Genomic DNA, 23,487 nt, shown 5'->3' on the forward strand with positions numbered 1-23,487 from the left:
TCCAGCCGTACGTTGTTACTCGGAAGGCGTGCGGCCGGTTTTTTACCACTTCCGAGAATCTTTAGAATAGGAGAACGTAATGGCGTTCCAGAAGGGCGAGACGTACCGCTGCTCCGCCATGGACTGCGGCTGCGAAATCCAAGTCACGACTGGGGCCGCCCGCGGCAAAGCGGGGGACCACAACCCGTGCTGCTGCTGCTGCACCGGCGGCGGCAAGTAAATGCAGCGGGTGTCGTAAAACCGACGCCCGCCCCGAAGGACCGTTTCCCCGGGAACCGCCCGCCGACGGACGTGTCGTCCGCTCGAGGGCGCCCCACGCCACTTTTTTAGGAGAGTTCTGATGTTGAAGACGATTATCGCCGCGGCCGCCGTCGGCCTGCCGGCCAGCCTCGCGGGTATGACCTACGCCGACGGCGGGACGGCGGCGGATGCCTCGCCCGCCGCGGATGCCTCGTCCGCCCCGGCGTTCGTCTGCCCGCTGACGGGTGACGAACTGCCGTGCCCGAAGTGCTGCCCGCTCGACGACTGAGCGCCCGCGGCGAAGTGCGAGCGGCCCTGGGGGAGAGTTCTCCCGGGGCCGCTTTATATGCATGTTGAACTCTTCAAGCCGCCGGCCCATCTCAATTTCGCCGCCCGGTCCTCTGCTGCCGTTCATGTTCATCATCGGCGCCCAGTCGGAGCAGTCATCGCAAACAGGCGTGCTGTAGCAGAGGAACTTCTCGTGCGGCAGCCCCCCACGCAGCGGTCCGCCGGTCCCACCCCGGACGGCGCCGGCGGGCTGTTCGTCGCGCTCTCCGGCGCGGCCCCGGGCGATCCGTCCGCCCGGCCCGCCCTGCTGCACTTCGCAGCCGACGGCGCCCGCCGCAGCGTGCCCGTCAACGGCCTGGAGGCGCCGGTCAACGACCTGCTGATGCGCGACGGCGAACTGCTGGTTTCGCACCGTACGAAGATTTCCGTCCTCGATGACCCGCTCGGCTCCGCCCCGGCGCTGCGAGATCTCGTGACGGGACTGCCGAGTCTCGGGGACCACGAGAACAATCAGCTTACGGTCGGCCCCGACGGCGGGCTGTACGTCGGGCAGGGCACGGCGACGAACTCCGGCGTCGTCGGCTTGGACAATAAGAAATGGCTCATGGAGCATCCCGACGTCCACGAGATCGCGCCCGCCCCGCTGCGGACCCGCGGCGCGGTCTTCCAGACGAAGGACCCGCTCTCCGACGGCGAAGCGGACGAGACGGCCCGGACCTCCGCCTACCAGCCGTTCGACACGGCCACGCCGGACGGGGCGACGATTCCCGGGGCGACCAAGGCGAACGGCACGGTGTTGCGGTTCGACGCCGACGGCTCGAACCCGTCGGTCTACGCTTGGGGCCTGCGGAATCCCTACGGCCTGTTGTGGGCCGGCGACACGCTGTACGCGACGGAGAACGGCATGGACGTCCGCGGCAGCCGGCCGGTGGCGAACGATCTAGAGGACCTGTACGTCGTGAAACGCGGCGCCTTCTACGGCTGGCCGGACTTCGGGTCCGGCGATCCCGTCACCGATCCGCGGTTCAAGCCTGACGGCAAACCGCAGCCGACCTTCCTGCTGTCGGACCATCCGCCCGTGGAGCGGCCCGTGGCGACCTTCCCCAAGCACTCCAGCATCGTGAAGCTGGACGCCTCGCCGGGCGGGGCGTTCGGCTTTGAGGGGCAGCTGTTCGTGGCCTTCTTCGGCCACATGACCCCCCACACCGGCACGCCGCCGGAGGAGCACGGCGGCCACCGGGTGGTGCGGTACGACCCGGCGACCGGCGAATCGACCACCTTCTTCGGCCCAAAACACCACAGCCACGGCGGCGAAAGCGGCCATGGGAACGGCGGCGACGACAAAAGCGGCCACGAGGAGAGCGGTCAAGGGCACGAGCCGGGCGGATCGGCCGGGCCGCGGCGCCCGCTGGACGTCCGCTTCGCCGCAGACGGGTCCGCCCTGTACGTCGCCGACTTCGGCCTGATGCCGATGGACAAGTCCGGCCCGCACGCTCGGCCCGGAACGGGCGTGATCTGGAAGATCGTCCCTGCGGATTGAACGCAGGCCCCTCCGGCGACCGTCAGCCCCCAGTATGGGGGTCGGCGATCGCGTCCCAGTCGTAGTCCATGAACGTGGCGAACCGACGGACGACCGCGTCCCACTCGGCTCGCCCCGCCGCGTAGCGGGCGAAGCCGGCGTCGTCGTCGCGACAGGCGACGCCGGCAGCCCGCAGCTTCGCCGCGGCCCGGAGGTAATGGGCTTGCCAGCGGTCGCGATCCTGTTCCAGGGTCCCCCCGTCCGGCGGCCCGTCGGGCGATTGGTCCGGCAGGAAGAGCGGGGCGAGTTCGTGGACCGGCCGCAAGCCGCCTCGCCATAGCGCTTCGACCGCCGCGGACTCCGCCAGGGTTTTCGCCTCCGGGCCGTCCGGGGCGGATCGGATTAGCGAGGCGGCGTCGAGCGTGACGAACAGGATCCGGGCCATCGCGTATCGCGGCTCCGGCAGGCGGAAGTAGTGCAGGACGGGGTAGAAGTGGTGCGCCTCGAAGAGCTGGGCGAGTTCCCCGGACAGCGCCGTCAGGTCCTGCGAGGCGGCCGCCGGCGGTCCGGGCAGGAGGCCGGCAAGGTAGGTCGCGGCGTCGCCGGTGTCGCTGGTTCGTTGATGCAGGCCGAGCGCGAAGACGTTCCGCCGGTTCAGGGCGTCGTAGACGGACATGACGTAGGTCAGCGCCAGGGTGAGATAGCTGAAGCCGACCGCCGCCTCCGCGATCATCAGCACCCGGTAGACGTCGGTGCGGGGGACGAGATCGCCCGTGCCGAGCGTCGTGAGGTTGAAGCCGGAGTAGTAGAGGGCGGCGAGGAAATCGGTCGGCGTCTCCCGGTCGCCGCTGGCTGCGACCCCCTCGCCCAGCGCCGGCCAGGTCACGAGGGCGAACCCGACGGCCAACAGCGCCCCCCAGGCCGCCACGCCGCCGACGACCGTCAGCGGGCCGGCCTGAGCCTTCACGCGATCCCCGCCCAGCGACGCGGCCCGCCAGATCCCGCGACAGACGCCGCGGGTGACGGGGCCGCCGCGGCCCCGCGGGACCAGCACGGTGCGGTACAGGTCGTAACCCGCCAGGAGGACCAGCGCCCCGCCGGCGGCTTGCAGAAGAGCCCCGCTCATCGCATGGCCCCGCCGCCGTTCATGCCGCCGCCGTTCATGCCGCCGCCGTTCATGCCGCCGCCGTTCATGCCGCCGCCGTTCATGCCGCCGCCGTTCATGCCGCCGCCGTTCATGCCGCCGCCGTTCATGCCGCCGCCGTTCATGCCGCCGCCGTCCTCGCCCATATTCATCATGGGGGCCCAGTCGTAGCGGCCGTAATCGCCGAAGCGGCGGACGATCTCGGCGAAGACGGCGCCCTTTTCGACCGGCTCGTCGCTCTCCATCACCAGCCGATACAGGTCGTCCGGCAGCACGCGGAGGGCGGTGAACAGGCCGTGCAGCGTCTGGGGGGCGGTCGCCCGCATGCCCTTCATCTCGCGGCGGTTCCAGACTTTTTCCATCTGCCGCGACGTCATTTTCATCCCCTGCATCATTTGCGGGTAGCCGGGGGGAACCTCGCCGAGGGCCTTGGAGTTCAAATCCACCGCGGGGCGGGTCTCCAGGTTCGCGGTATAGCGCTCCGTATCGGCCTGCCCCCGCAGCCGCGGGCCGACGTGCTGCACCATATGGTTCATCATGTGATGCGTCATATGGCAGTGCAGCGCCCAGTCGCCGGGATTATTGGCGACGAACTCGAGGGTCGACGCCTGCGCCACGGCGATCAATTCCGTGTTCCGCGGAATCCAGGCGGTCTTGGGAACCCGCGCTCCCTCGTGCCCCGTCACCCAGAAGGTGTGCCCGTGCAGATGAATCGGGTGGTGCTGGATCGGGCTGAAATTCATGATCCGGATGCGGACCCGCTCCCCGTGCCGGCAGACCAGCGGGGTGGTGTAGGGCCCGCTGCGGCCGTTGATCGTGTGCCAGTTAAAATCCATTCCCCAGCTATCGACCACGGTGGTCATGGGGTCGATGCGGAAGTTCTGAAAGATCAGGCCGAAGTCTCGGTCCACCGGCGGGTCGAACGACTTTCGCGGGTGAATGATGAACCACCCCACCATCCCGAACGTCTCCTGCATGGCGACGTGGGAGTGATAAAAGAACGTGCCCTCCTCGTGCGGGTGCAGTTCGTAGACGTACTCCTTCCCCGGCTCGATCATGTTCTGGGTGAGGTGGGAGGCGCCGTCGTCCTGCACGCTCAGTTCCAGCCCGTGCCAGTGCACGGAGGTCGGCTCGGGCAGGTCGTTCTTCACGATCACCCGGATTTTATCCCCCTGCGTCGCCTCGATCGTCGGGCCGGGCATCGACCCGTTGAAGCCGTACACGTCGATGTAATAGCCGGGCAGGAACTCCCGCCGGACCGGCGTGCAGCTCAGGCGAAACACCTTCCAGCCGTCCTCCATCGTATACGGCAGCTTCTCCACGTCCGGGGCGATGAAGGGGGCCGGCCCCTCCTCGCCCTTGCGGAAGCCCGGCACCTCCTTGCCGATGTACCACTTGCTGTCCGGATCGTGGCCCCGGCTGGGTTTGTAGCGGGAGAAGCCATCGTAGTCGGCCCGGACCTCGTTCTCGTCCCGCGGCTGGGAGCCGCCGGGCGGGTCGGTCGGGGCGCCGGGAGCCTCGGTGGGATCCTGCCGCGGGTTCTCCTGGGCGGCGGCCGACCGGGCGGCCCCGGCGGCCAACGCCCCGGCGGCGGCGGCGGCCCCGGCTTGGAGGAAGTGACGACGAGGTTCGGCGGCGGACATGGCGTGCGAAGCGGCGCGAGAAGACAGGAGTCGGAACGGATCGCGATGTTACCCGCGGGGGGTATCCGCGGGTTCACCGATTTTGCGCAGCGACGGCCGGATCACCGCGGCTGCGCCGTCACGTCGAGGTGGCCCGGCGGCAGCGGGGCGGGGACGTTCAACCCGTCGTGGAGCAGGTAGCCCCGAATCAGCGTCTCGCTGGTCCGCAGGGCAACGAGGTTCGTGACGTATTGCTGACGCAGATCGAAGTACGACCGTTGCACGATCAGTACTTCGGGCCATTGCTGGCGGTCCTCGGCGTAGGCGTCGAGTTGGTTCTTGTAGGCCGCCCGCGCCTCCGGCAGGATCACCTCGGCGAACTGCTCGACGTGCTGCCGGGCGGTGAGGTAGATGCGGTATTGTGTCGCCAACTCGCGGCGGAGCAGCATTTCCGTCCGCTGAATCTCGCGGCGCTGCCGGACCAGGTCGGCCTCGGCCCGGCGGATGTTCCCTTGATTGCGGTCGAAGATCGGAATGTCGAACCGCACGCTGGCGGTGCCCGTCGTCTCCAGCGCCTCGAAGTTATAGCCGCTGCCCGCCTCGACGAAGACGTTCGGAATCGGCTCGACCAGCTCGCGCTTGAGCGTGATCTGATCCTCGCGCAGCTTCTGCCGGGCCATGATCACCTGCGGGGCCTCGTCCAGGTACTCGCGATACACCTGTTCGAAGTCGATTTCCGCGGATTCGCCGTCCAGTTCGCCGACCACCGCCCCGGTCTCCAGCGGCAGGCCGATCAGCGCGGCGAGCGTCTGGAACTGCTCCAGATAGTCGTTCTCCGCCATCAATAAGTTCAGCCGGGCCTCCTGCAGCGCGACGTTGGCGAGGTGCAGGTCCGAACGGGTCGCCTGACCGAGGTTCCACTGCTCCCGGGCGGTGACGACGGCGTCCTCGGCGGCTTTCAGCAGGTCCTCGCGGATCGCGACGGTCTCCTTCGCCCCCAGCGCCTGATAGAAGTGAACTCGCACGTCGTTGCAGACCCGCCACTGCTGGGAGACGGCCGCCCACTCCGCGACCCGGGTGCGTTGCAGGAACTTCGCGCGGCTGAGGTCCCGTTTGTCCGCGGTGACGAACTCCTGCGTGAGCGTCGCCCCCTGGAACTCGCCGGGCGTGTCCGTCTCCCCCTCGCGGTCCACGCCGATCTGCTCGCCGATGTAGCGGAAGACGGGGTTCGGCCACAGTCCGGCCTCGACCGCCAGCCCCAGCGTGCCCTGCACCTGGGCGCGGGCCTGCACGAGCGTCGGGTTATTCGCGGCGGCCAGTTCCAGCGCCTCGTCGAGCGTCAACGGGGCGCCGGCGAACGCGGCGTTCTGCTCCCGCTCGACGACGGTTCCCAACCCCCGCGGGGCCTCCGGCACCGGCGGCGGCTCCACGAACCGACGGCCGATCGGGTCGTCGTCGTCCGGGGCCAGTTCCGGGATGTCCGCCGGCACGGGCAGATCGCCGGGCGTCGGCAGCGGCGGCGGGGCGGCGAGCGGCCCGTCCAGCGACGCCCGGCCGGCGTCCTGCGCCCAGGCCGGAGTCGCGAACAAACCCAAGGCGACGGCCGAAGCGCCGAAGCGGGAGAAGAGAAGGGGGCGGGGCATGGGGACGTCCGTGTCCGGGGGGGGGCCGCGGCGGGCGCGTGAACGGTGAAGCGGTGAAGCGGTGACAACGTGCGGGAGCGGCGGGGCGCTCAGTGACGCCAGGGCAGCCAGCTCCGCCGGCTGCGGGGAGCCGCTTCGTGCCGGCGGGCGTGGCGGGCGACCTTGGCGGCGCCGGGTTCGCCCTGGCCCGCGGTGTCGGTCGTCCAGGTGTGATTCAGGCAGTCGTCGTCGCAGGCCGGCGTGCCGTAGTAGAGGAACCCCGCATACGGCAGCCCCACGCAGCGGTCCGCCGGCCCCACCCCGCAGGCCGGCGGCGGGCCGAACGGCAGGCAGGTTCCGCCGGCCATCCCGAACTGCGAACGCAGCGCCGCGTTCGACGCCCCCGCCGGGCCGGCCAGCGGACGGGGCAGGGGCACGGCCCGGTCGGAGAGCGGCTCCTCGGAAACCAGCGGCTTCGGCGCCGGCTCGTCCCCCTGCTCCATGTTCATCCCGCCGGGGTCGGCCGGGCGCTGCGGCAGTTCGGGCAGCGGCGGCTCCCCGTCCTGGCCGACCCCGTCCTGCCCGACCGCGAGGGCTGGCAGCAGGGCGAACGATAGCGCCGCGGGGGCGAGACGGCGGGAACGGGCGAGCATGGGGGCACTTCGTGAACGGGGGAGTATCGAACAGTTCGGACGATAGGGGGCGGGGGTATGAGCCGCGTCAGGGCGCCGCGGGAGTTTTCCGCCAACCGCCCCAGCCTGGCGCGCCCGCCGACGAGGATTCTCGCCGCCGATCGAACGCGGCGGGCCGGACCCGTGGATCGGCCGTCGCCGCGGCTTCGTCGGAGCTTGGCGCTTCATCAGTCTCGTCCCGGGCGGCGGCGGGCTCCGCGGCGGCGTCTCCCGGTTCCTCCCCGGCGGGAATCGGCGGCGGGGCCTGAAGCGTTCCCGGCAGCGGGGCGGGCGGGGGCGCAACAGGCGTCGGGGGGATGGCGGGCTCCGGGGTCATTGAGGCGAGGTCGCAGCCGACGGCCCGCTCCAGTTCCGCCAGGGCCACCCCGACGTCCGCCCGCAGACGGGCCTGTTGGACCTCCAACCGCAACAGGTCGCCGTAACTGTTGGAGACCTCGGTGAAGCCGATCCGTTCGCCCCGGTAGTCCGCCAGACTCACGTCCAGCGTCTGCTCCGCCCGGGGGAGGATGCGGTCTTCCAGCAGGACGAGTTGCTCCGCGAGGGTTTCCAGCCGAAACCCCAGCCGGCGGATCTGCCGGAGCGTGTCGTCCTGTTCGGCGTCGAGGGCGCGGGAGTCCGCGGCGATCCGTCGGTCCGCCTCCGCGACGCCGGCGCGGATCTTGTCGCGGTAGATCGGCAGGGTCAGTCCGAACAGGACCGAGACGTTGTCGTGGCCGTTCGCCATCCCGGCGAGGGCGTCCTCCTCCGTCACCACGGTGTAGCCGAGGCCCGCGGTGAAGTCCGGCTTGCCGGCGAGGCAGGCGACCCGCCGCTGGGCCCGGTCGCGGGCGATCTCCCAGCCGATCCGCTGCAACTCCGGCCGGCACCGCTGGGCCGCGGCGAAGAGGGCGTCGACCTCCGCGGCGGCGTTCAGCGGCGGCAGTTCCTCCGCGGCCGTCGGCAGCGCCGCCCCCGGCGGCAAGCGGAGCGTCGCGGCGAGGTCCGCCCGGGCCACGTCCCGCTGCTGACGGAGCGTCAGCACGCGATCGTCGAGGCGGTCGATTTCAAGCTGCGTCCGCAACACGTCCGTCTGCCCGCCCCCCGTCCGCACCCGGGCGACGGCGACGTCGAGGAGCTGTTCGAGGAGCTCCCGGTTCCGCAGCGTCACCTCAATGGCCCGGTCGGCGAACCACGCTTCGAACCAGGCGGTCCGGGCGGCAAAGGCGGCGTCCAGTTCGGCGGTCGCCGCTTCCGTCGAGGCCGCCTGCGCCTCCCGCCGGACCACCTCCCCCCGGGCGCCGAGCTTTTCCAGCCACGGAATCCGCTGCGTGACCTGCACGCCGGTTTGAATGCGACCGCCGGCGGTTTGAAGCGATTGGTCGTGGATCGGGTAGCTGGTGCTCATCACCATCGGATCGTCCAACGCCGTCACCTGCGGTACGCGGGCGGCGGTCGCCGCGGCCCGATTCCGGGCGGCTTGGGTCCGCGGCGACCGGGCGACGGCGAGAGCGACGGCCTCCGCCAGCTCAATTGCGGGAGCGTCTTCGGTCAGGAAGGAACTCCCGCCCGACAGTGCTTCGGCCGTGCCGTCCGAAGCCGGCCGGTCTCCGGCGGGGGCGTCGAGCAGCGGATCGGCGAACTCGTCGCCCGCCTCGCCGTTCCCGGGCGTTCGGCGGTCGCCGGGGGAACTCTTCCCGTCGGTCTGCGGGGCGTCCAGCAGCGGGTCGAAGAACGACCCTTCGACAGAATCGCCCACACCGTCCTGGTGGGAGGCGAAGTGAATGGCTGACGACGCGACCCGCGAGTGATCCGCGAGGGCCGGTTCGGCCGCGAGCACCGGCCGCGTCGCCGTTTGCCGACAGCAATCGCCGTCGGCGGCGCAGCCCCCCGCGAGCGAGACGAGGCCCGCCAGCGGAAGCGACGCCGCCAGCGCCAACGACGGTCTGCGGAGGAATTGATCTTGCATTATCCGGCCGGCCTGCGAAACTTGGGGATACCCTCTGCGGGTACTTCGACTCCGGCCGACCGTCGCTTTGAGCGCTTTCCGCACCGCCGTTACAGCTTGCCTGACGCTGGCGGTGTGTCTGGTCGGCGGCCCCATTCCGGCCGCATTGGCAAGCGGATGCGCATCGGAGACGCTGCAGGTCGCTTCGGCTGAGGCTGGCCCCGCCGGTCATTCCTGCTGCGGAGCGCTGGTCGCCGCGGCGGAATCCACGCCGAAAGCGTGCGATCGCTGCGGCGAAGGCTGCCGGTGCGGTTCGTCCGCGAGCGACGAGCAGGGCGGACCGTCCGCCAGTTGTCGGTGCGGCTCGGAGCGTCCGGTACCGACCGCTCCCGCACCGGCCCCACGGCAAGAATTGCCGGCGGGAGAGGCGCTTCCGATCGCCTGGTCGGTCCAACCCGCGGCCTCCGGTCCGGAGACGGCGGTCGGCTCGACCAACGGCCTCGTCCGGCCCCAGGGATTTGCGCAGCACGTGCTCAGCGTTTGGCTGACGTAGCCGCGTTTTTTCGGCGAGACCGGGCTGCGCTGCGCGTGGTCGGCGCCCTCTTCTTTCGCGTCTTGTAAACGCAAGAAATCGTTCGGTGCGGCGACCCCCGTGGGACGTTCTGCCCTGCCGGACGCCGCCCTGCGGGGCGGTGCGTCCGGGACGACCGCCCCCTGCATTCTTCTTTCTCCCCTCCGTCCTAAAGGACTTTTCGATGACGTTTCGCGCTTTGCTGTCTGTTCCCGCCGCCGCTCTCGCCGCTCTCGCGGTCGGTTGTGCGGTCGAATCCTCCCCAGACGACTCCGCCGAGCTGACCTCCGCGGACGCCCCGGAGGCCGCGCCCGTCGTCCTGATCAACGAAACGTGCCCGCTGATGGGCGGCGAGGCCGATCCGGCCGTGACGACCGAATGGAACGGCCAAACCGTTGGGTTCTGCTGCGCCTCCTGCATTCCCGAGTGGGACGAACTGAGCGAGGAGCAGAAGGCCGAAAAGATCGCCGCCGCGAAGGCCGGCGAGACGGAGAACGAAATGCACGACCACAACGACGGGCACGAGCACGGCGACGCCTGAGCTGTCACGTCCGTTCGGTTTTTTCAAGAGCCATTCGATGTTAGCCGCCCTCCGCCGCCGACTGTCCCGATCCCCCGCGTCGTCTCCGGGTTCGTCCCGGGCGTCGCAGGTTTCCCCCGCGTCCGACACCGCCCCGCCGGCTCCGGCCCCGCCCCAGTCTCCCGGAGACGACGGCGCGCCGGTTCCCGCGACGCGGTCCGGCGGGCGGTGGTGGGTCGGCACGGCGGTGCGGACGGCGGCGTTTTTGATCGCCCTCGTCGGTCTGTTGGTCGGCGTGGGCGTCGCCCAGCGGTTCGGCCTCCTCGACGGGGCGGCGTCGGTCGCCGCGGCGGGCATGGACGCCGTGGAAGACGGGGTGCAGTGGATCTGCCCGATGATGTGCACCCCACCGTCATCGGAACCCGGGCGTTGCCCGGTCTGCGGGATGGAACTGGTGAAATCGGCCGGCGGCGGGGGGGGCGACGGAGTGTCCGTCACGCTCGACCCGGCGGCCCGCCGGCTGGCGGGAATCGGAACGGCCGAGGCGACGCTCGAAGCCTTGGATCGGCAGATTCGCACCGTCGGCGAACTGTCGTTCGACGAGGGCCGCGATGCGACCATCGCCGCCTACGTCGACGGGCGGCTGGAACGGCTGTTCGCCGATTACGTCGGCGTGCCGGTGCAGGAGGGCGACGATCTCGCGGTGCTTTATAGCCCGGAGCTCTATACCGCTCAGCGGGAGTACCTCTCGGCCCGTTCCTCCCTCGCCGCGGGGGCGAACGCCAGCGAGCAGGTGACGCGGGAGTTGGCCCTCGCCGCCCGCGATAAACTCATCGAGTTAGGCATGACGGCCGATCAGATCGCAACGCTGCGGGAGAGGGGCGAAGCGGAGACCCGGTTGCGAATTCGCTCCCCGCTGGGCGGTACGGTGGTGGAAAAGCTGAAGACCGAGGGGCAGTACGTCGCCCGGGGCGAGCCGATCGTCAAAATTGCGGACCTGTCGGCAGTCTGGCTGATGCTCGAACTATTCCCCGAGGACGCCGCCGGGGTGCGGTTCGGCACTAAGGTGCGGGCGACGCTGCGGAGTCTGCCGGGCGAGGAGTTCGTCGGCCGGGTCGCCTTCGTGGACCCCACCGTGGACCCGACCACCCGCACCGTGGGCGTGCGGGTGGAGATGCTCAATCCCGACGGCCGCCTCCGCCCCGGCGATCTGGCGACCGCCGTCGTCGAGGTGCCCGCGGTCCCGCCCCCGCCGGGCGAGCCGGTCTACGACCCGGAGCTCGCCATGAAGTACGTCAGCCCGATGCACCCGCAGATCGTGCGGGACGAGCCGGGCGAGTGCCCGGTGTGCGGCATGGACCTGGTGCCGGCGAGCGAGCTGGGCTTCGCTGAGAGCCGCACCGCCGATCGCCAAGTCCTCACCGTCCCTCGCGACGCCGTACTGCGGGCCGGCGGGCACAGCGTGGTGTACGTCGAAACCGACCCCGGCCGATTCGAGATCCGGGACGTGGAACTGGGCCCCACCGCGAACGGCCGCACGGTGATCCTCGGCGGCGTGGAGGCGGGGGAGACGGTGGCGACCGGCGGGAACTTCCTGATCGACTCCCAGATGCAGCTCGCCGGCAACCCGTCGCTGATCGACCCCACCCGTGCGAAGGCGACGGCCCCGACGACGGCGGAGGGACCGCTGACGCTCCCGGACGAGCCCGTGCTGATCGTGGAGGGAGAGACCGGCGCGGCGTTGGACGCCCTGTTCGCCGCCTACTTCGACGTGCAGACGGCGTTGGCCGCGGACGAACCCCCGCCGGCCGAGGCCGTTCGGGCCCTCGAAGGCGCGGCGGACCGGCTGGACGCCGCGGACCTCGCCGCCGTCGCCAACCAGATCGTCGTGATCGAACGGCACGCGGCGGAACTGCGAACCGACGAGATCGAGGCCGCCCGGGTTGCCTTCAAGCCGCTCAGCCATGCGGTGTTGCAGCTGTCGGCAGCGGTGCGGGGGCCGGACTCGAACGCGGCCTTCACCCACTTTTTCTGCCCAATGGTGAAGGGCGGCGGGGGCGACTGGCTCCAGCCCGGCGGCCTGCCCCGGGACGCCCTGCGGAACCCGTACTGGGGCGCGGAGATGTTGAAGTGCGGAGAGAAGGTTCGCGAGGTCGTCGCGAACGCCGCGCCGGCTGACGGCGTCTCGCCGGGGGGCGTTTGATGCTCGCCGCCCTCGTGCGCTTTTGCGTCCGCGAACCGTTGATCGTCCTGCTGCTCACCGCGGGGCTGATCGGGTTCGGCGTTTATAGCGTCAATACGGTTCCGATCGACGCGATCCCGGACATCGGGGAGAACCAGGTGATCGTCCTCACCGACTGGCCCGGCCGGTCGCCGAAGGACGTGGAGGACCAGATCACCTACCCTCTGAGCGTGAATCTGCTGGCGGTGCCGGGGGCGGAGAGCGTCCGCGGCAAAAGCCTGTTCGGCGTCAGCTTCGTGCAGGTGACGTTCGACGATTCGGTCGACTTTTACTGGGCCCGCAGCCGGGTCAGCGAGCAGCTCGGCGTCGCCGCCGCGAGCCTGCCGGACGGGGTCACGCCTCGCATGGGCCCGGACGCCACCGGCTTGGGGCAGATTTATTACTACGTTCTGGAGCCGCCGCCGGGCGGCGGAATGAATCTCGCGGAACTGCGATCGTTGCAGGATTTCGTCGTCCGGTACGAATTGCAGGCGGTCGAGGGAGTCAGCGAAGTCGCCGGCATCGGCGGGTACGTCCGCCAGTATCAGGTGGACGTGGACCCGGACCGCCTGCGGTTCCATCAATTGCCGTTGGACCGCGTGACGGCGGCCGTCCGGGCCGCCGGCCGCGACGTGGGCGCCAAAACCGTCGAGAGCGGCGGGATGGAATACATCGTCCGCGGCCGCGGATTCGTTGGGGGCGGGGACGACGGCGACGCCGTACGGGACCTGGAAGAAACCGTCGTTGCCGAGCGCGGCGGCGTGCCGGTTCGGCTGAAGGACGTCGCCGACGTGCAGCTCGGTCCGGACTTCCGCCGCGGGGCGCTGGACCTCAACGGCGCCGAGGCCGTCGGCGGGGTCGTGGTCATGCGTTACGGGGAGAACCCGCGGGCCGTCATCGACCGAGTTAAAGAGAAGATCCGCCAGATCGAACCGTCGTTGAACGGAGTGACGATTCGCGGCGTCTACGACCGCAGCGGGCTGATCGACGAGACGATCGCCACCCTCGCCACGGCGCTGTGGGAGGAGATCGCGATCACCGCCGCCGTCATCCTGCTGTTTCTATTGCACATCCGCAGCAGTCTGACCGTCGCCGCCACGTTGCCGGTCGCCGTGCTGCTGGCGTTCGGGGCGATGCGGGTCGGCGGGGTGGACGCGAACATCATGTCGCTCGCGGGGATCGCGATCGCGATCGGCACGATGGTCGATATGGGCATTATCGTCTCGGAGAATATCTATCAGCATCTCGCGTCGTGGACGGCCGGCGTTCGTGACCCGGGCGACGACCGCACCCGCGTGGAGGTGATCGAGGAGGCCGCCGGCGAGGTCGCCCCGGCGGTGTTCACAGCGGTCATGACGACCGTGGTCAGCTTTCTGCCGGTCTTCTTTCTCACCGGCCGCGACCACAAGCTGTTCGCCCCGCTGGCGTGGACGAAAACCTTCAGCATCGTGGCGGCTTTGATCGTGGCCGTCTGCCTCGTGCCCCCGATCTGCCGGTTGCTACTGGGCGGCAAACAGCGTTCGCGGTGGACGGCGGCGTGGGCCGGGTTGGCCGGGGCGGCGGTCTTTGCCGGCAGCGCCCTCGTCTGGGGCGGACGGGCCGCGGCGGCGCTGAGCGGGTGGCTGTTCCCCGGCGGCGGGTACGCCGTGCTCCCCGTGCACGTCGTCCTCGCGGCGGCGACGATCGGCTTCGCGGTCGGGTACCAGATCACCCGCGAGCACCTCCGCCCCGTCGACGAAAACCCCGTCAGCCGCTTCATCGTCTGGATTTACGAGCCCACGCTGCGGTTCTTCCTGCGACACAAGATCGGGTTCCTGACGGTCCCGGCCCTGATCGTCCTGCTGGGATTGGGGGCGTGGTTCGGGCTGGGGACGGTCCTCAAGCCGGTGGAGCGGGGGGCGTCTCACCTCGGCGCCGACCTCAACGCCGTGCCGGGATATCTGGAGGCGAAAAGCCAGTTTATGGGCCTCTCCACCGACGACTGGATCGCCCTGGACGAGGGCAGTTGGTTCTATATGCCGACGCTCTACCCCGCCGCGAGCTTCAGCGAAGCGATGCGGGTCCTGCAAACGCAGGACGTGCTGATCAGGCAGATCCCCGAGGTGGAGGACGTGCTGGGAAAGATCGGCCGGGTGGATAGTGCCCTGGACCCCGCCCCGGCGGCGATGGTGGAAACTTACGTCATGCTCAAACCCCGCGACCTGTGGCGGCCCGGCGTGACGAGCAAGGACGTGTGGGAGGAAATTAACGCCGTCGCCACGCTGCCCGGCGTCACCCCCGCGTCCCCCCTGCAACCGATCGAGGGCCGCGTCGTGATGCTGCAAAGCGGCATTAAGGCGCCTACAGCAGTGCGGATCTACGGCGACGACCTCGGCGAACTGGCCGCCGCCGCCCGCGCCGTCGCGGCAAGGCTGAAGGACTCCCCGTACGTCAACGCCGGCACGGTGAACCCGGATATCGTGCTCGGCAAACCCTATGTCGAGTTCGCCGTCGACCGCGAGACCGCCGCCCGCTACGGCATGAGCGTGGAGATGGTGAACCGCGTCATCGAGACGGCTCTGGGCGGCATGAACGTCGACCGCACCGTCGAGGGCCGGGAGCGCTATCCGGTCCGCGTCCGTTACCGTCGCGACCTGCGGGAACGCATTGACGACCTGGGCGAATTGCCGGTGGTCGCCTACAACGGGCAGACGGTCCCGCTGTCGGAGTTGGCGACGCTAACGACCACGTGGGGGCCGGGGGCGATCTCCAGCGAGAACGCCCGACTGGTCGCCCACGTGGCGTTTGCGACGAGCGGTGCCGTCGGCGACCTCGAAGCCGTGGCCGCGATCGAAGAGTCCCTCCGGGACGCCGCCGCGAAGCCGGCGGGCGATCCGGACGCCTTGACCCTGCCGGCGGGCTATTCGTTCGAATTGGTCGGCAGTTTTCGCAATCAGATCGAAGCCAACCGCCGGCTGATGTGGCTCGTCCCGCTGGTGATCGGCATCAATCTGCTGCTCATCTACTTCCAGTTCCGGGCCGTGCCGCTGACGTTAGCGGTGTTCGCCGGCATCCCGGTGGCGTTCGGCGGGGGGATGATCTGTCTGGCGCTGGCGGGGACGGAGATGAATACGGCGGTGTGGGTGGGGTTCATCGCCCTGTTCGGCATCGCCGTGGACGACGGGGTGGTGATCGCCACCTACCTGGATCAAGTCTTCACCCGCCGCCGGCTGCGGACCGTGGAGGATATCCGGGCCGCGACAGTCGTCGCCGGCGCCCGCCGCATCCGTCCCTGCCTGATGACGACGGCCACGACCGTGCTGGCGTTGGTTCCCGTGTTGCTGTCGGACGGCCGCGGAGCGGACGTCGCCCGGGCGATGGCCCTGCCGGTGTTCGGCGGGATGACCGTCGAACTGGTCACGCTGTTCGTCGTCCCGGTCCTGTTCTGCGGGTTCAAGGAATTCAAGTTGAAAGCCGGGCTGCACGACCGGCACTGGGCGGGAACTGAGGACACGCCCACGGAGGATCTGGACGAACCCGCCGCAGCCCGTCTCTCCCCCGCGACGGTCTGACAAAATACCCATGCGGGGTATCCCCCGGGGGGACGCATGTGCGACCCTCCGACTTCCACGTTCGGTCGCACGCGGACTGTGCGGCTTCTGCTCTGAAAGGACTTCTCGATGAGACGTTTCGCGCTTCCCGCCGCCGCCCTGCTGCTGGCCCCGGCGCTCGCCGCCGCCCAGACCGCCCCCGGCCGCTCCGCCCACGACCACGCGGGGCACAATCACGCCGCACGCGCTCACGCCGCCACCGGCGCCGTCTGCGAAGAATGCGGCGCCCACGGCGGCGAGGTGACCGCGGTCGGTCACCTCCGCTGCGAAACCGTGCTGGGCGTCGGCGGCGTTCAGTTCTGGCTGACCGACGCCGAGGGTCGCCCCGTCCCCGCCCGCGGAGTCCGTGGGGCGGTGTCGTTGCAGGTGGCGGGAAACCCGAAAAGCTACCGCTACGACCTGTACCCCGCCGCCGGCGCGAACGCCCCATCGAACCTGCTGGCCCTGCCGCTGGACCTGTCGGAGGCGGCGGGGCAGGAGGTCGCGGTCGCCGCCCGCCTCTCCGGCGTGCCGGGGGTCGGCTCGAACGTCACGACCGTCCGCGGCGCCGCCACGATCGGCGCTCCGCAAGCTGCGCCCCTCACGGCGGGGACGCCCGTTCGCGCGACGGACGGCGACGCCGCTCTGATCGCCGCTCAAAAGGATTGCCCCGTGATGGACGAGCCGCTGGGCTCGATGGGCGTGCCCTGGAAGATTCCGGTCGGCGACCGGGCGGTGTTCGTGTGCTGCAAGGGGTGCATCAAGAAGGTCGTCGCCGAACCGGCGAAATACGTCGCGATGTTGCCGCCCCCGCCGGCGACCCGCGCCACGGACGCCGACGCCGCCGCCATCGCCGCTCAGGCGACCTGTCCGGTGATGGACGAACCGCTGGGCTCGATGGGCGTGCCTTGGAAGGTGCCGGTCGCCGGCGGTACGGTCTTCGTTTGCTGCAAGGGGTGCATCAAACGGGTCCACGCCGAGCCGATGAAATACCTCGCCGCGACACAAACGGGCGACACGGCCCGCAACTGACCGGGGCGGCGGAACACGCTCCGGCTGCTAAGTTCGACTTTCGCAGTTTTCGCTCCACGTGCCTCGACAGGCGGTGCGTGAAAAAGGGAGCCGGCGACTCGTACCCTGAGGGCGGACATCACTCTGCCGTCACGGACGAGGCCGGCTCCCCATGGATAGGGCTTCACGCCCCTGCTGCAACCGTTCGCCCGGTCGACGACCCGGCCGACGTTCGCCACGCTGACGACGCTGCTCGCCGGCTGGATCTGCGCCCCCCGGCGGACGATCCTCGGCATGGTCCGGGCCGCCGGCGCCGACCGGCATCACGCCGCCTTCCATCGCCTGTTCGCCTCGGCGGCGTGGTCGATCGACCGGGTCGGCTTGGCCCTGTTCGACCTGTTCGCCGCCGGGGCGGAGACTGTCTTCCTGGCCGTGGACGATACGCTCCTGCCCCGCCGCGGCCTGAAGGTGTTCGGAACCGGCATGCACCGCGACCCGCTGCTCTCCAGCCGCGGGTACACGAGTTTTGCGTGGGGCCACTGCTGGGTCGTGCTGGGCGTGGTCGTCGAGAGTCGGCACGTCCCGGGTCGGCCGTTTACGCTGCCGGTCCTCTGCCGGCTGTACCTGAACAAGGCGTCCGCGAAGAAGTGGCAGCGGGCTTATCGCAAGAAGACTGAACTGATGCTCGCGATGCTGCGAATTGTGGAGCGTCACGCCGGGCGAGACGGCAAACGACTGCATCTGCTGGGCGATGCGGCGTATACGGCTCCCGTCGTGCTCGCGCAGATCCCCGACTCCGTCGCCGTGACCGGGCGGGTGGTCGCCAACGTCCGGCTGTGCGAACCGCCGCGGCCGCGTCGCCCCGGGCAGAACGGCCGACCCCGCATCCGAGGCGAGGCGTTGCCGAACCCGCGGGACATGCTGGCCGCCGACGGCCTGCCCCGGCGAACGCTGAAGCTGTACGACGGCCCGGCCTGCCGGGTGCGGCTGGCCGAGGGGACCGGCCGGTTTCATAAAGCCCCGTACCGCGCGGTGCGGGTCGTCGCCATCGAACATCTCAGCGGCGGCCGCGGCGTCGAAGCGTTCTACACCGCCCCGGCGGCGACGGACGCCGAACCGGACGCCGAGACGATCCTGCGTCGGTACTCGTGGCGGTGGTCGATCGAGGTCGCCTTCCGCGACGTCAAGCAGCGGCTGGGGATCGGCCAGCCGCAGAACCGCACGACGCAGGCGGCCCGCCGGACCGCGGCGACCGGGTCCCTGCTGTACGGTCTGGTCGTTTGGTGGCACGAAACGGCCCGTGAGGAGCTGGCCGACTCGCTGCGAGACTGGTCCGGCAAGAGCGGGGCGTCCTTCGCCGACATGCTGGCCGCGTTGCGGCTGGAGTGCCTGAAAACTACGGCCCGAACGACTTTCCCGACGGCCGCCCGAGAGCCGGGCGTGAAAAAACTCTGGGACCGCCTGAAGCCCCTGGTGATACTCGCGGCGTAAAACTGCGAAAGCCGAATTTAGCAGATCGCCAACATCCCGCTCCCGTCAACCTCCCGGAGGCCCAGTCGGTCGCGGTCGTACAGGCCGAGGGCGTCTTCGGGATCCTCCAGCACGAACCATTCCGTGGGTTCGGTGCGATTGCCGACCCGCAGTTCGACCGGGACCAGGTGCGGGGAGCGCTCGGCGGCGCCGCGGAAGATGCTCACCGCGTGCGGGGCGGCCCCCGAGGCCCAGTTGGTCATCTGTTTGTACGGCACGCCGTTCTGCGTCGCCTCCCGCAGGCGGTCGTAGGTCGGCCGGTGTACGGGACGAGCACGCGAACAGTGTCGTCGCGGATTAGGCGGTAGAGTCGGCAGATCGCCTCGAAGTCCGAGGCGTTCAGGGCCTGTTCCCACTCCGCAGCGACCTCCGCCTTGCCGGTGAGGCCGTAGAACGCTTCGTAGTACGCGCGGATCGCGTCGGGATCGTGGATCAGGCGGACGGCGGCGTCCGCGTCGTACCGCTTTAGTTCCGACCGCGTGACGCTGACCGCCTGCCCGTACCCCGGCGGGAACTGGGCTTTCCCAACCTCCTCCGGCTCGAACACGACGACCGGGCAGGGGGTCGGAATCCGCCCGCCGCGGTTGCGGCGGCCGGCGGCCTGGGCGACGGCCTCCAGCGGGGCGGTCGCGCGATAGGCGGCGGGGAAGTCCACGTCCACGCCGGCCTCGATGCACTGCGTGGCGATCAGCCGACAGGGCCGGCCGGTCCGTAGCCGGACGCGGACCTTCGCCAACACTCGCCGGCGGTGGGCGGGGCAGAGGTTCGTGGAGAGGCGCAGCAGACCGCGGCAGTCGGCGGGGTCGGTCAGCCGGTCCTCCAGCCGCTCCACGAGCCCTGCGGCGTGCCGTTTAAGGTTCATCACGCACAGAACCTGCCGCCGGTCGGGAGCGGCGAGTTCGTCGGCGAGGGCGTCCCAGGGCGTGGGCTCGGTCCGCCACGTCACCCGGGTGCGATTTGCGGCGACGGCGAAGGACTCGTCGCGGCGAGCGTGAATCTCCGTCGGTGTCCATCCGTCCCGGCAGAGGCGGGCCACGCGGTCGTGCAGGTGATCGAACGCCGGCTGGGGCGCGGTGGCGACGACCGCGGTGCAGCCGTACCGCTCCACCAAGCGGGAGACCGCCGCCAAGGTGACGACCGCCAACTCTGGCGGGAGGGTCTGGACCTCGTCGAGCAGCAGCACGCTGCCGGCCAGCCGGTGCAGTTTCCGGCAGGCGGCGGGGCGGTTGGCGAACAGCGATTCCAACGTCCGCACCGCAGTGGTCACAATCAGCGGGGCGTCCCAGTTTTCCGCCGGTAGCCGGGCGCGGCCCTCGGCGGGGTCGGTCGTTCCCTCCTTCGGAACGCGATGCGGGGCGAGGCTGTGGTCTCCGAGGACGTACTCATCGCCGAACGCCGGGGCGAAAACGCGGCGATACTCGTCGGCGGTTTGCTCAATGATCGACAGGAACGGGATCGTGCAGACGATCCGCCGCAGCGGGTTCGGGCCGTCCGCGTGGGCGGCGGCGTGCCGCAGGGCGAAGTCCAGCATCGCCAGCGTTTTGCCGGCCCCGGTCGGGGCGGTGAGCGTGTACAGCCCCCGAGCGCCGGCGGCGGCGGCGCGGCAGTCTTCGCTCAACCGGCGTCGCAGATCGCGGACCTCGGCCGTGGCGTCGGAACGCGATCGCACGGTCTTGTTAAGGAAGGCTTTCAGTTCCTCCACGGCGGCGGGGGCGTTCAGCGGCGGGCCGGCGAGGCGGTACCGGCGGGGGGCGGTCGCGTCGCCGTCGAAGTGGGCCTCGGTTTCGAGGAAGTCCGCGTCGACCAACGCGGAGAACAGCATCCGCGTATCGAGCAGGCCCGCGACCGACCGGCCGGCGCGGCCTTCCCGCCACCGGCTCTCGGCGGACTTCGGCAGGGACGGAAACGCGAACCCGTCGGCGGCGAACCGACGGAGCAGGTCCTCGGGGGCGGTTTCGCCCAAAGCCTTCGCCTCCTTCTGCGCCCCGTCGGCCGCGGCCCTGATCGGAGCCGGATTCGAGGCCCCCGGCTCCGGGCATTTCAATCCGACGTGGTGGCCGGCGACCGCGCAGCCGACGGCCTCCGCCAGGTTCGGCCAGGTTCCTCCGAGACCCGCCCACGCCCACTGCGCCCCGAAGGTCCAGTGGTCCACGCCGTCCGCCGTTCCCCGGATGCGATTTTGAAAGGCGGCGGAGTACTTGCCGAGGTCGTGCAGCAGGCCGGCCGCGCGCCTCCTCGGCCGCCCCGGACGGGGCCGCGAACCCTGCGGCGCGGTCGGCGACGTGGCGGACATGCTCATCCAGCCATTCCCACCGCCCCCCGCGGTTAGTGCTGTGGCCGTAGAAGACGCCCGGCACTGGGGCCGTTCGATTCATCGTCTGGCTCTCCAAATCTGGGTCTTACTGCGGCGGGGCGGCCGTTCCGCGTCACGTCGCCCGGTGCGAGCGCGTATGCCAGCAATCGACCCACCGGCCCGGGCAGCACCCTCACGGCGTGCTGCGCCCCGGCGGTGGCGTGATCGACCTGCGACGGCGTGACGAGGTGGTCCTGAAAGTCCCGCGAGTACTTGCCCAGATCGTGCCAACGCCCCGCCGCTTCGCCCCAATCGGCGGCCCCGTAGGAGTCGGCGAACCCCGCGGCCCGAGCGGCGACCGCGGCGAGGTGGTCGGAAAGCGGTTCCCAATCCGACTTCGTGCGGTCGTTGGTGCTGCGCGAAAAGTACATCAGGCGGGAGAGATGCCGGTGCTCGCGTCCCTAACGGAGGGAGAGGTGGAACTCTGACACGGGACGCGGAGTCATGGGATAAAGCGAGGACCTCGCCCGCCGCGGGTCAGACGTTCGCGTCGCTTCGGCCCCTCGCCGAGATTCATACCCGTCTATGAAGCGTGGCTCCCAGGGGAGAATCGGTTGGCGAAGATCGAATTGGTTCGCACCTCTGGCCCCTGTTCACGAAATTTCGTAGTTCGCTTCGCCAAAGGAGTGCCGACTGCCCCGGAAACGGGGGCGATTCGCAGGTCCGAAGTTTCGGACTCGACACAATTGGCCGATCAGAGTCCGGAGCACTCCGTCTGCATCCGGCGGTCGATTTGGGGCAGTTCGCTTGAGGTGCTGGGGAGTTCTCCTGAGGGGCGACCAAACTCACCGCACAGCTGTCTACGCTTCGATCCCCTGTCGATCAAGGCGAAGGGCGCGCTCCTCGGCCGCGGCGAGCCGGTCGGGGTCGGTGGGATAGCCGTACTGCTCCCCGAGTCGTGCGCAGGACTTGGCCAGGCGGACCAGCGGCGGACGGTCGTAGTGTCGAGCCGAGACGCCGGTGGGACGGTTGCCTTTCCAGAGTTCGCTCAGCCCGTGGTACTGGGGGTCGGGGTCGGCGTCCAGAAGCCCGCCGCCGCCACGGAACTGGCGGAGGCCCGAAGGCGTCGGCGTACCGGATGCGGCGAGCTTCGTCCCGACCCGACTGAGGGCGAGGCGGATTGCATCGAGACGAACGGGCTCCCGCCCGGGGCGCTCCTTCCACCGAACTGCGGGCAAGCCGTCGCGGGTGAGGAAGAGCCGATCCGAGTACGTGGGATCGGCGGGCTCCGGTCGGGCGTCCGCCCAAGCCCGGACCGCCACGACCGCGCAGTCCCAGAGCACCCACTGCACCACGGGGGCCTTCTCCCGGGCGTCGTGTTTGACTCGCTTTCGAGTGACGATACCGAGGCGGGGATCGAACTGGTCGATCCGCAGGTCCGCGATGTCCGCGGACCCGAACCCGCAATTCGCCGCGAGCAACAGTGCCGCCGCGGCCGGCGGCGCCGCCGCGTCGACGAGCCTGCGGAGCGCGGCGGGATCGACCGGGGTCGGGGCGGCGGGAGCCGACCGGATCGTCGCGGAGGCGAGGTTTCGCGGCAGCGTTTCCAGCAGCTCCCGCTCGTAGCACCACCGCACGAACGTCCGGGCCCGGTTCCAGGCGAGGCGGGCGGATTCCTGCGACCAGCGGCCGTCTGAGACCTGAGCGAGGAACTTCCCGCGCATTCGGTCGACCCACGCCGAGTCGATACCGGCGACTTCGTCTGCGCCGGCAAAGGCGACGAGCTCTCGGAGGCGCTGGGCGGCCCGCGCGCGATTCGACGGCTTGCTGCCCGCCGCCGCCATCCCCTCGAGGTAGCGTGCGACCGTCCCCGCGACTGTGCGGTCCCGCGGGGCCTGCGTCGCCCCGGATCGACGTCGCCCGGCGTGCATCTCCCCGTCCCGCCGCAGCCAAGCCCGCGCCTCGTGGGCGACCGGGCCGCCTTCGAGGTTGAAAGCGATTGACGTTTCACGCCGGTCGGCTCCCGGAGAATCAAGTTCAGGACGCTCCTGTCGGACTGCCTCGACCAGTCGACGAAGGTCCGGTCCTCCGGCGATTGAGCCCCACCCGTCCGGCGGCAGTTGTCCGTGTTCCGCTGCGGCTGCGATCTGACGCTGGGCCGACGCAGCCTCCGTATGGGCGGCCACGAGGTAGTTCTCCCACCCCGCTGCGTCCCGCTGATTTCCCTCGGCGTCGGAATATTCCTCCCCAGGCACCCGCCCCGTCCGCCGAACGGCGGCGAGCTCCATGTCGCACCACTCGAGCCGCAAGGCGATTCTTTCCTGAGCCCTCTCGAAGGCGGCCGCAACCTTCGGATCTGCCGGGCCGGCGGCGTCCAACCCGGCCCGCCACTCGCAAAACGCCGCGTAGGCCGCCCGCTCGGCCTCGCGATCCGACCGGCAGCGGCACCGGTCGGACTGCCAGAGGCGCCCCTTGTAGATCTTCCGCCAACGGCCTCCGCCGCCCGCTCTCGGGTTCCAGGTGAGTCGCGTTTTGTTCCTCGGCATGCCGGAGTGGCTGGGTACGATTTCTGGGTACGTTTTACCGCGAAGCGGGCGGAGAATCGTACCCAGGCGCCTCCTGGAATGTCTACTACGTAGGCGTCTCGCCCCCGGAGCGTCGGTCTACGGAACCGAAGGTTGCAGGTTCGAATCCTGCGGGGCGTAGTTGTTGTAAGTCCCG

At 70.2% G+C, this 23,487-nt stretch carries 17 protein-coding genes and 1 tRNA gene; 9 read left to right on the plus strand and 9 right to left on the minus strand.

The window, feature by feature from the left end:
• The first annotated feature begins 79 nt into the window (after positions 1-79).
• The 3 genes from CA12_RS22135 (at position 80) to CA12_RS13315 (ending at position 2,068) form a co-directional block, all read left to right on the plus strand.
• The gene (locus tag CA12_RS22135; protein WP_165700744.1) at positions 80-220 is read left to right on the plus strand and encodes a hypothetical protein; all 141 of its coding nucleotides are present in this window, start codon (positions 80-82) and stop codon (positions 218-220) included.
• A 120-nt stretch (positions 221-340) separates the two neighbouring features.
• Positions 341-529 (plus strand): hypothetical protein, encoded by a 189-nt coding sequence (locus CA12_RS13310; RefSeq protein ID WP_145359411.1) that lies wholly within the window; start codon positions 341-343, stop codon positions 527-529.
• 192 nt (positions 530-721) lie between these two features.
• Positions 722-2,068 carry a PQQ-dependent sugar dehydrogenase gene (locus CA12_RS13315; RefSeq protein ID WP_145359414.1) on the plus strand — a complete coding sequence of 449 codons (1,347 nt, stop codon included), beginning with the start codon at positions 722-724 and terminating at the stop codon, positions 2,066-2,068.
• Between the two features lie 22 nt (positions 2,069-2,090).
• On the opposite strand, the gene CA12_RS13320 is transcribed toward CA12_RS13315, so the two are convergent.
• From CA12_RS13320 to CA12_RS13340, 5 genes are all read right to left on the minus strand, one after another.
• Positions 2,091-3,173: a potassium channel family protein gene (locus tag CA12_RS13320; protein WP_145359416.1), complete on the minus strand. Its 1,083-nt coding sequence runs from the start codon at positions 3,171-3,173 to the stop codon at positions 2,091-2,093.
• On the minus strand, positions 3,170-4,834 hold the full coding sequence (locus CA12_RS13325) for a multicopper oxidase domain-containing protein (protein ID WP_145359417.1): 1,665 nt from the start codon (positions 4,832-4,834) through the stop codon (positions 3,170-3,172). Before CA12_RS13325 ends, CA12_RS13320 begins: the two co-directional genes overlap by 4 nt.
• Before the next feature lie 101 nt (positions 4,835-4,935).
• Complete coding sequence (locus tag CA12_RS13330) at positions 4,936-6,456, minus strand: TolC family protein (protein ID WP_145359419.1); 1,521 nt, start codon at positions 6,454-6,456, stop codon at positions 4,936-4,938.
• 89 nt (positions 6,457-6,545) lie between these two features.
• The gene (locus CA12_RS13335; RefSeq protein WP_145359420.1) at positions 6,546-7,088 is read right to left on the minus strand and encodes a hypothetical protein; all 543 of its coding nucleotides are present in this window, start codon (positions 7,086-7,088) and stop codon (positions 6,546-6,548) included.
• Between the two features lie 67 nt (positions 7,089-7,155).
• Positions 7,156-9,072: a TolC family protein gene (locus CA12_RS13340; RefSeq protein ID WP_165700745.1), complete on the minus strand. Its 1,917-nt coding sequence runs from the start codon at positions 9,070-9,072 to the stop codon at positions 7,156-7,158.
• Between the two features lie 734 nt (positions 9,073-9,806).
• On the opposite strand from CA12_RS13340, the gene CA12_RS13345 reads away from it, so the two are divergent.
• From CA12_RS13345 to CA12_RS13365, 5 genes are all read left to right on the plus strand, one after another.
• Positions 9,807-10,163, plus strand: coding sequence for a hypothetical protein (locus CA12_RS13345; protein ID WP_145359424.1), 357 nt, complete (start codon positions 9,807-9,809; stop codon positions 10,161-10,163).
• Between the two features lie 37 nt (positions 10,164-10,200).
• Positions 10,201-12,345: an efflux RND transporter periplasmic adaptor subunit gene (locus CA12_RS13350; RefSeq protein WP_145359426.1), complete on the plus strand. Its 2,145-nt coding sequence runs from the start codon at positions 10,201-10,203 to the stop codon at positions 12,343-12,345.
• Positions 12,345-15,914 (plus strand): efflux RND transporter permease subunit, encoded by a 3,570-nt coding sequence (locus CA12_RS13355; RefSeq protein WP_145359428.1) that lies wholly within the window; start codon positions 12,345-12,347, stop codon positions 15,912-15,914. The genes CA12_RS13350 and CA12_RS13355 overlap by 1 nt, the downstream gene beginning before the upstream one ends.
• Before the next feature lie 108 nt (positions 15,915-16,022).
• Complete coding sequence (locus CA12_RS22550; RefSeq protein WP_207621981.1) at positions 16,023-16,964, plus strand: hypothetical protein; 942 nt, start codon at positions 16,023-16,025, stop codon at positions 16,962-16,964.
• Positions 16,965-17,192: 228 nt separating this feature from the next.
• Positions 17,193-18,434: an IS701 family transposase gene (locus tag CA12_RS13365; protein ID WP_242688223.1), complete on the plus strand. Its 1,242-nt coding sequence runs from the start codon at positions 17,193-17,195 to the stop codon at positions 18,432-18,434.
• Positions 18,435-18,451: 17 nt separating this feature from the next.
• Here the strand turns inward: CA12_RS13365 and CA12_RS13370 are convergent, their stop codons facing one another.
• From CA12_RS13370 to CA12_RS13385, 4 genes are all read right to left on the minus strand, one after another.
• Positions 18,452-18,691 carry a hypothetical protein gene (locus CA12_RS13370; RefSeq protein ID WP_145359433.1) on the minus strand — a complete coding sequence of 80 codons (240 nt, stop codon included), beginning with the start codon at positions 18,689-18,691 and terminating at the stop codon, positions 18,452-18,454.
• Positions 18,673-20,766, minus strand: a complete 2,094-nt coding sequence (locus CA12_RS13375) for a CRISPR-associated endonuclease Cas3'' (protein ID WP_165700746.1) — start codon at positions 20,764-20,766, stop codon at positions 18,673-18,675. Before CA12_RS13375 ends, CA12_RS13370 begins: the two co-directional genes overlap by 19 nt.
• A gap of 32 nt (positions 20,767-20,798) precedes the next feature.
• On the minus strand, positions 20,799-21,197 hold the full coding sequence (locus CA12_RS13380) for a CRISPR-associated endonuclease Cas3'' (RefSeq protein WP_145359439.1): 399 nt from the start codon (positions 21,195-21,197) through the stop codon (positions 20,799-20,801).
• 429 nt (positions 21,198-21,626) lie between these two features.
• A complete protein-coding gene (locus CA12_RS13385; protein ID WP_145359442.1) occupies positions 21,627-22,490 on the minus strand; it encodes a hypothetical protein in 864 nt (287 codons plus the stop codon).
• Between the two features lie 888 nt (positions 22,491-23,378).
• Here CA12_RS13385 and CA12_RS22140 point away from each other — a divergent pair.
• Positions 23,379-23,471, plus strand: a tRNA-Arg gene (locus CA12_RS22140).
• Positions 23,472-23,487: the final 16 nt, after the last annotated feature.

The sequence above is a fragment of the Alienimonas californiensis genome, from assembly GCF_007743815.1.
Lineage (GTDB): Bacteria > Planctomycetota > Planctomycetia > Planctomycetales > Planctomycetaceae > Alienimonas > Alienimonas californiensis.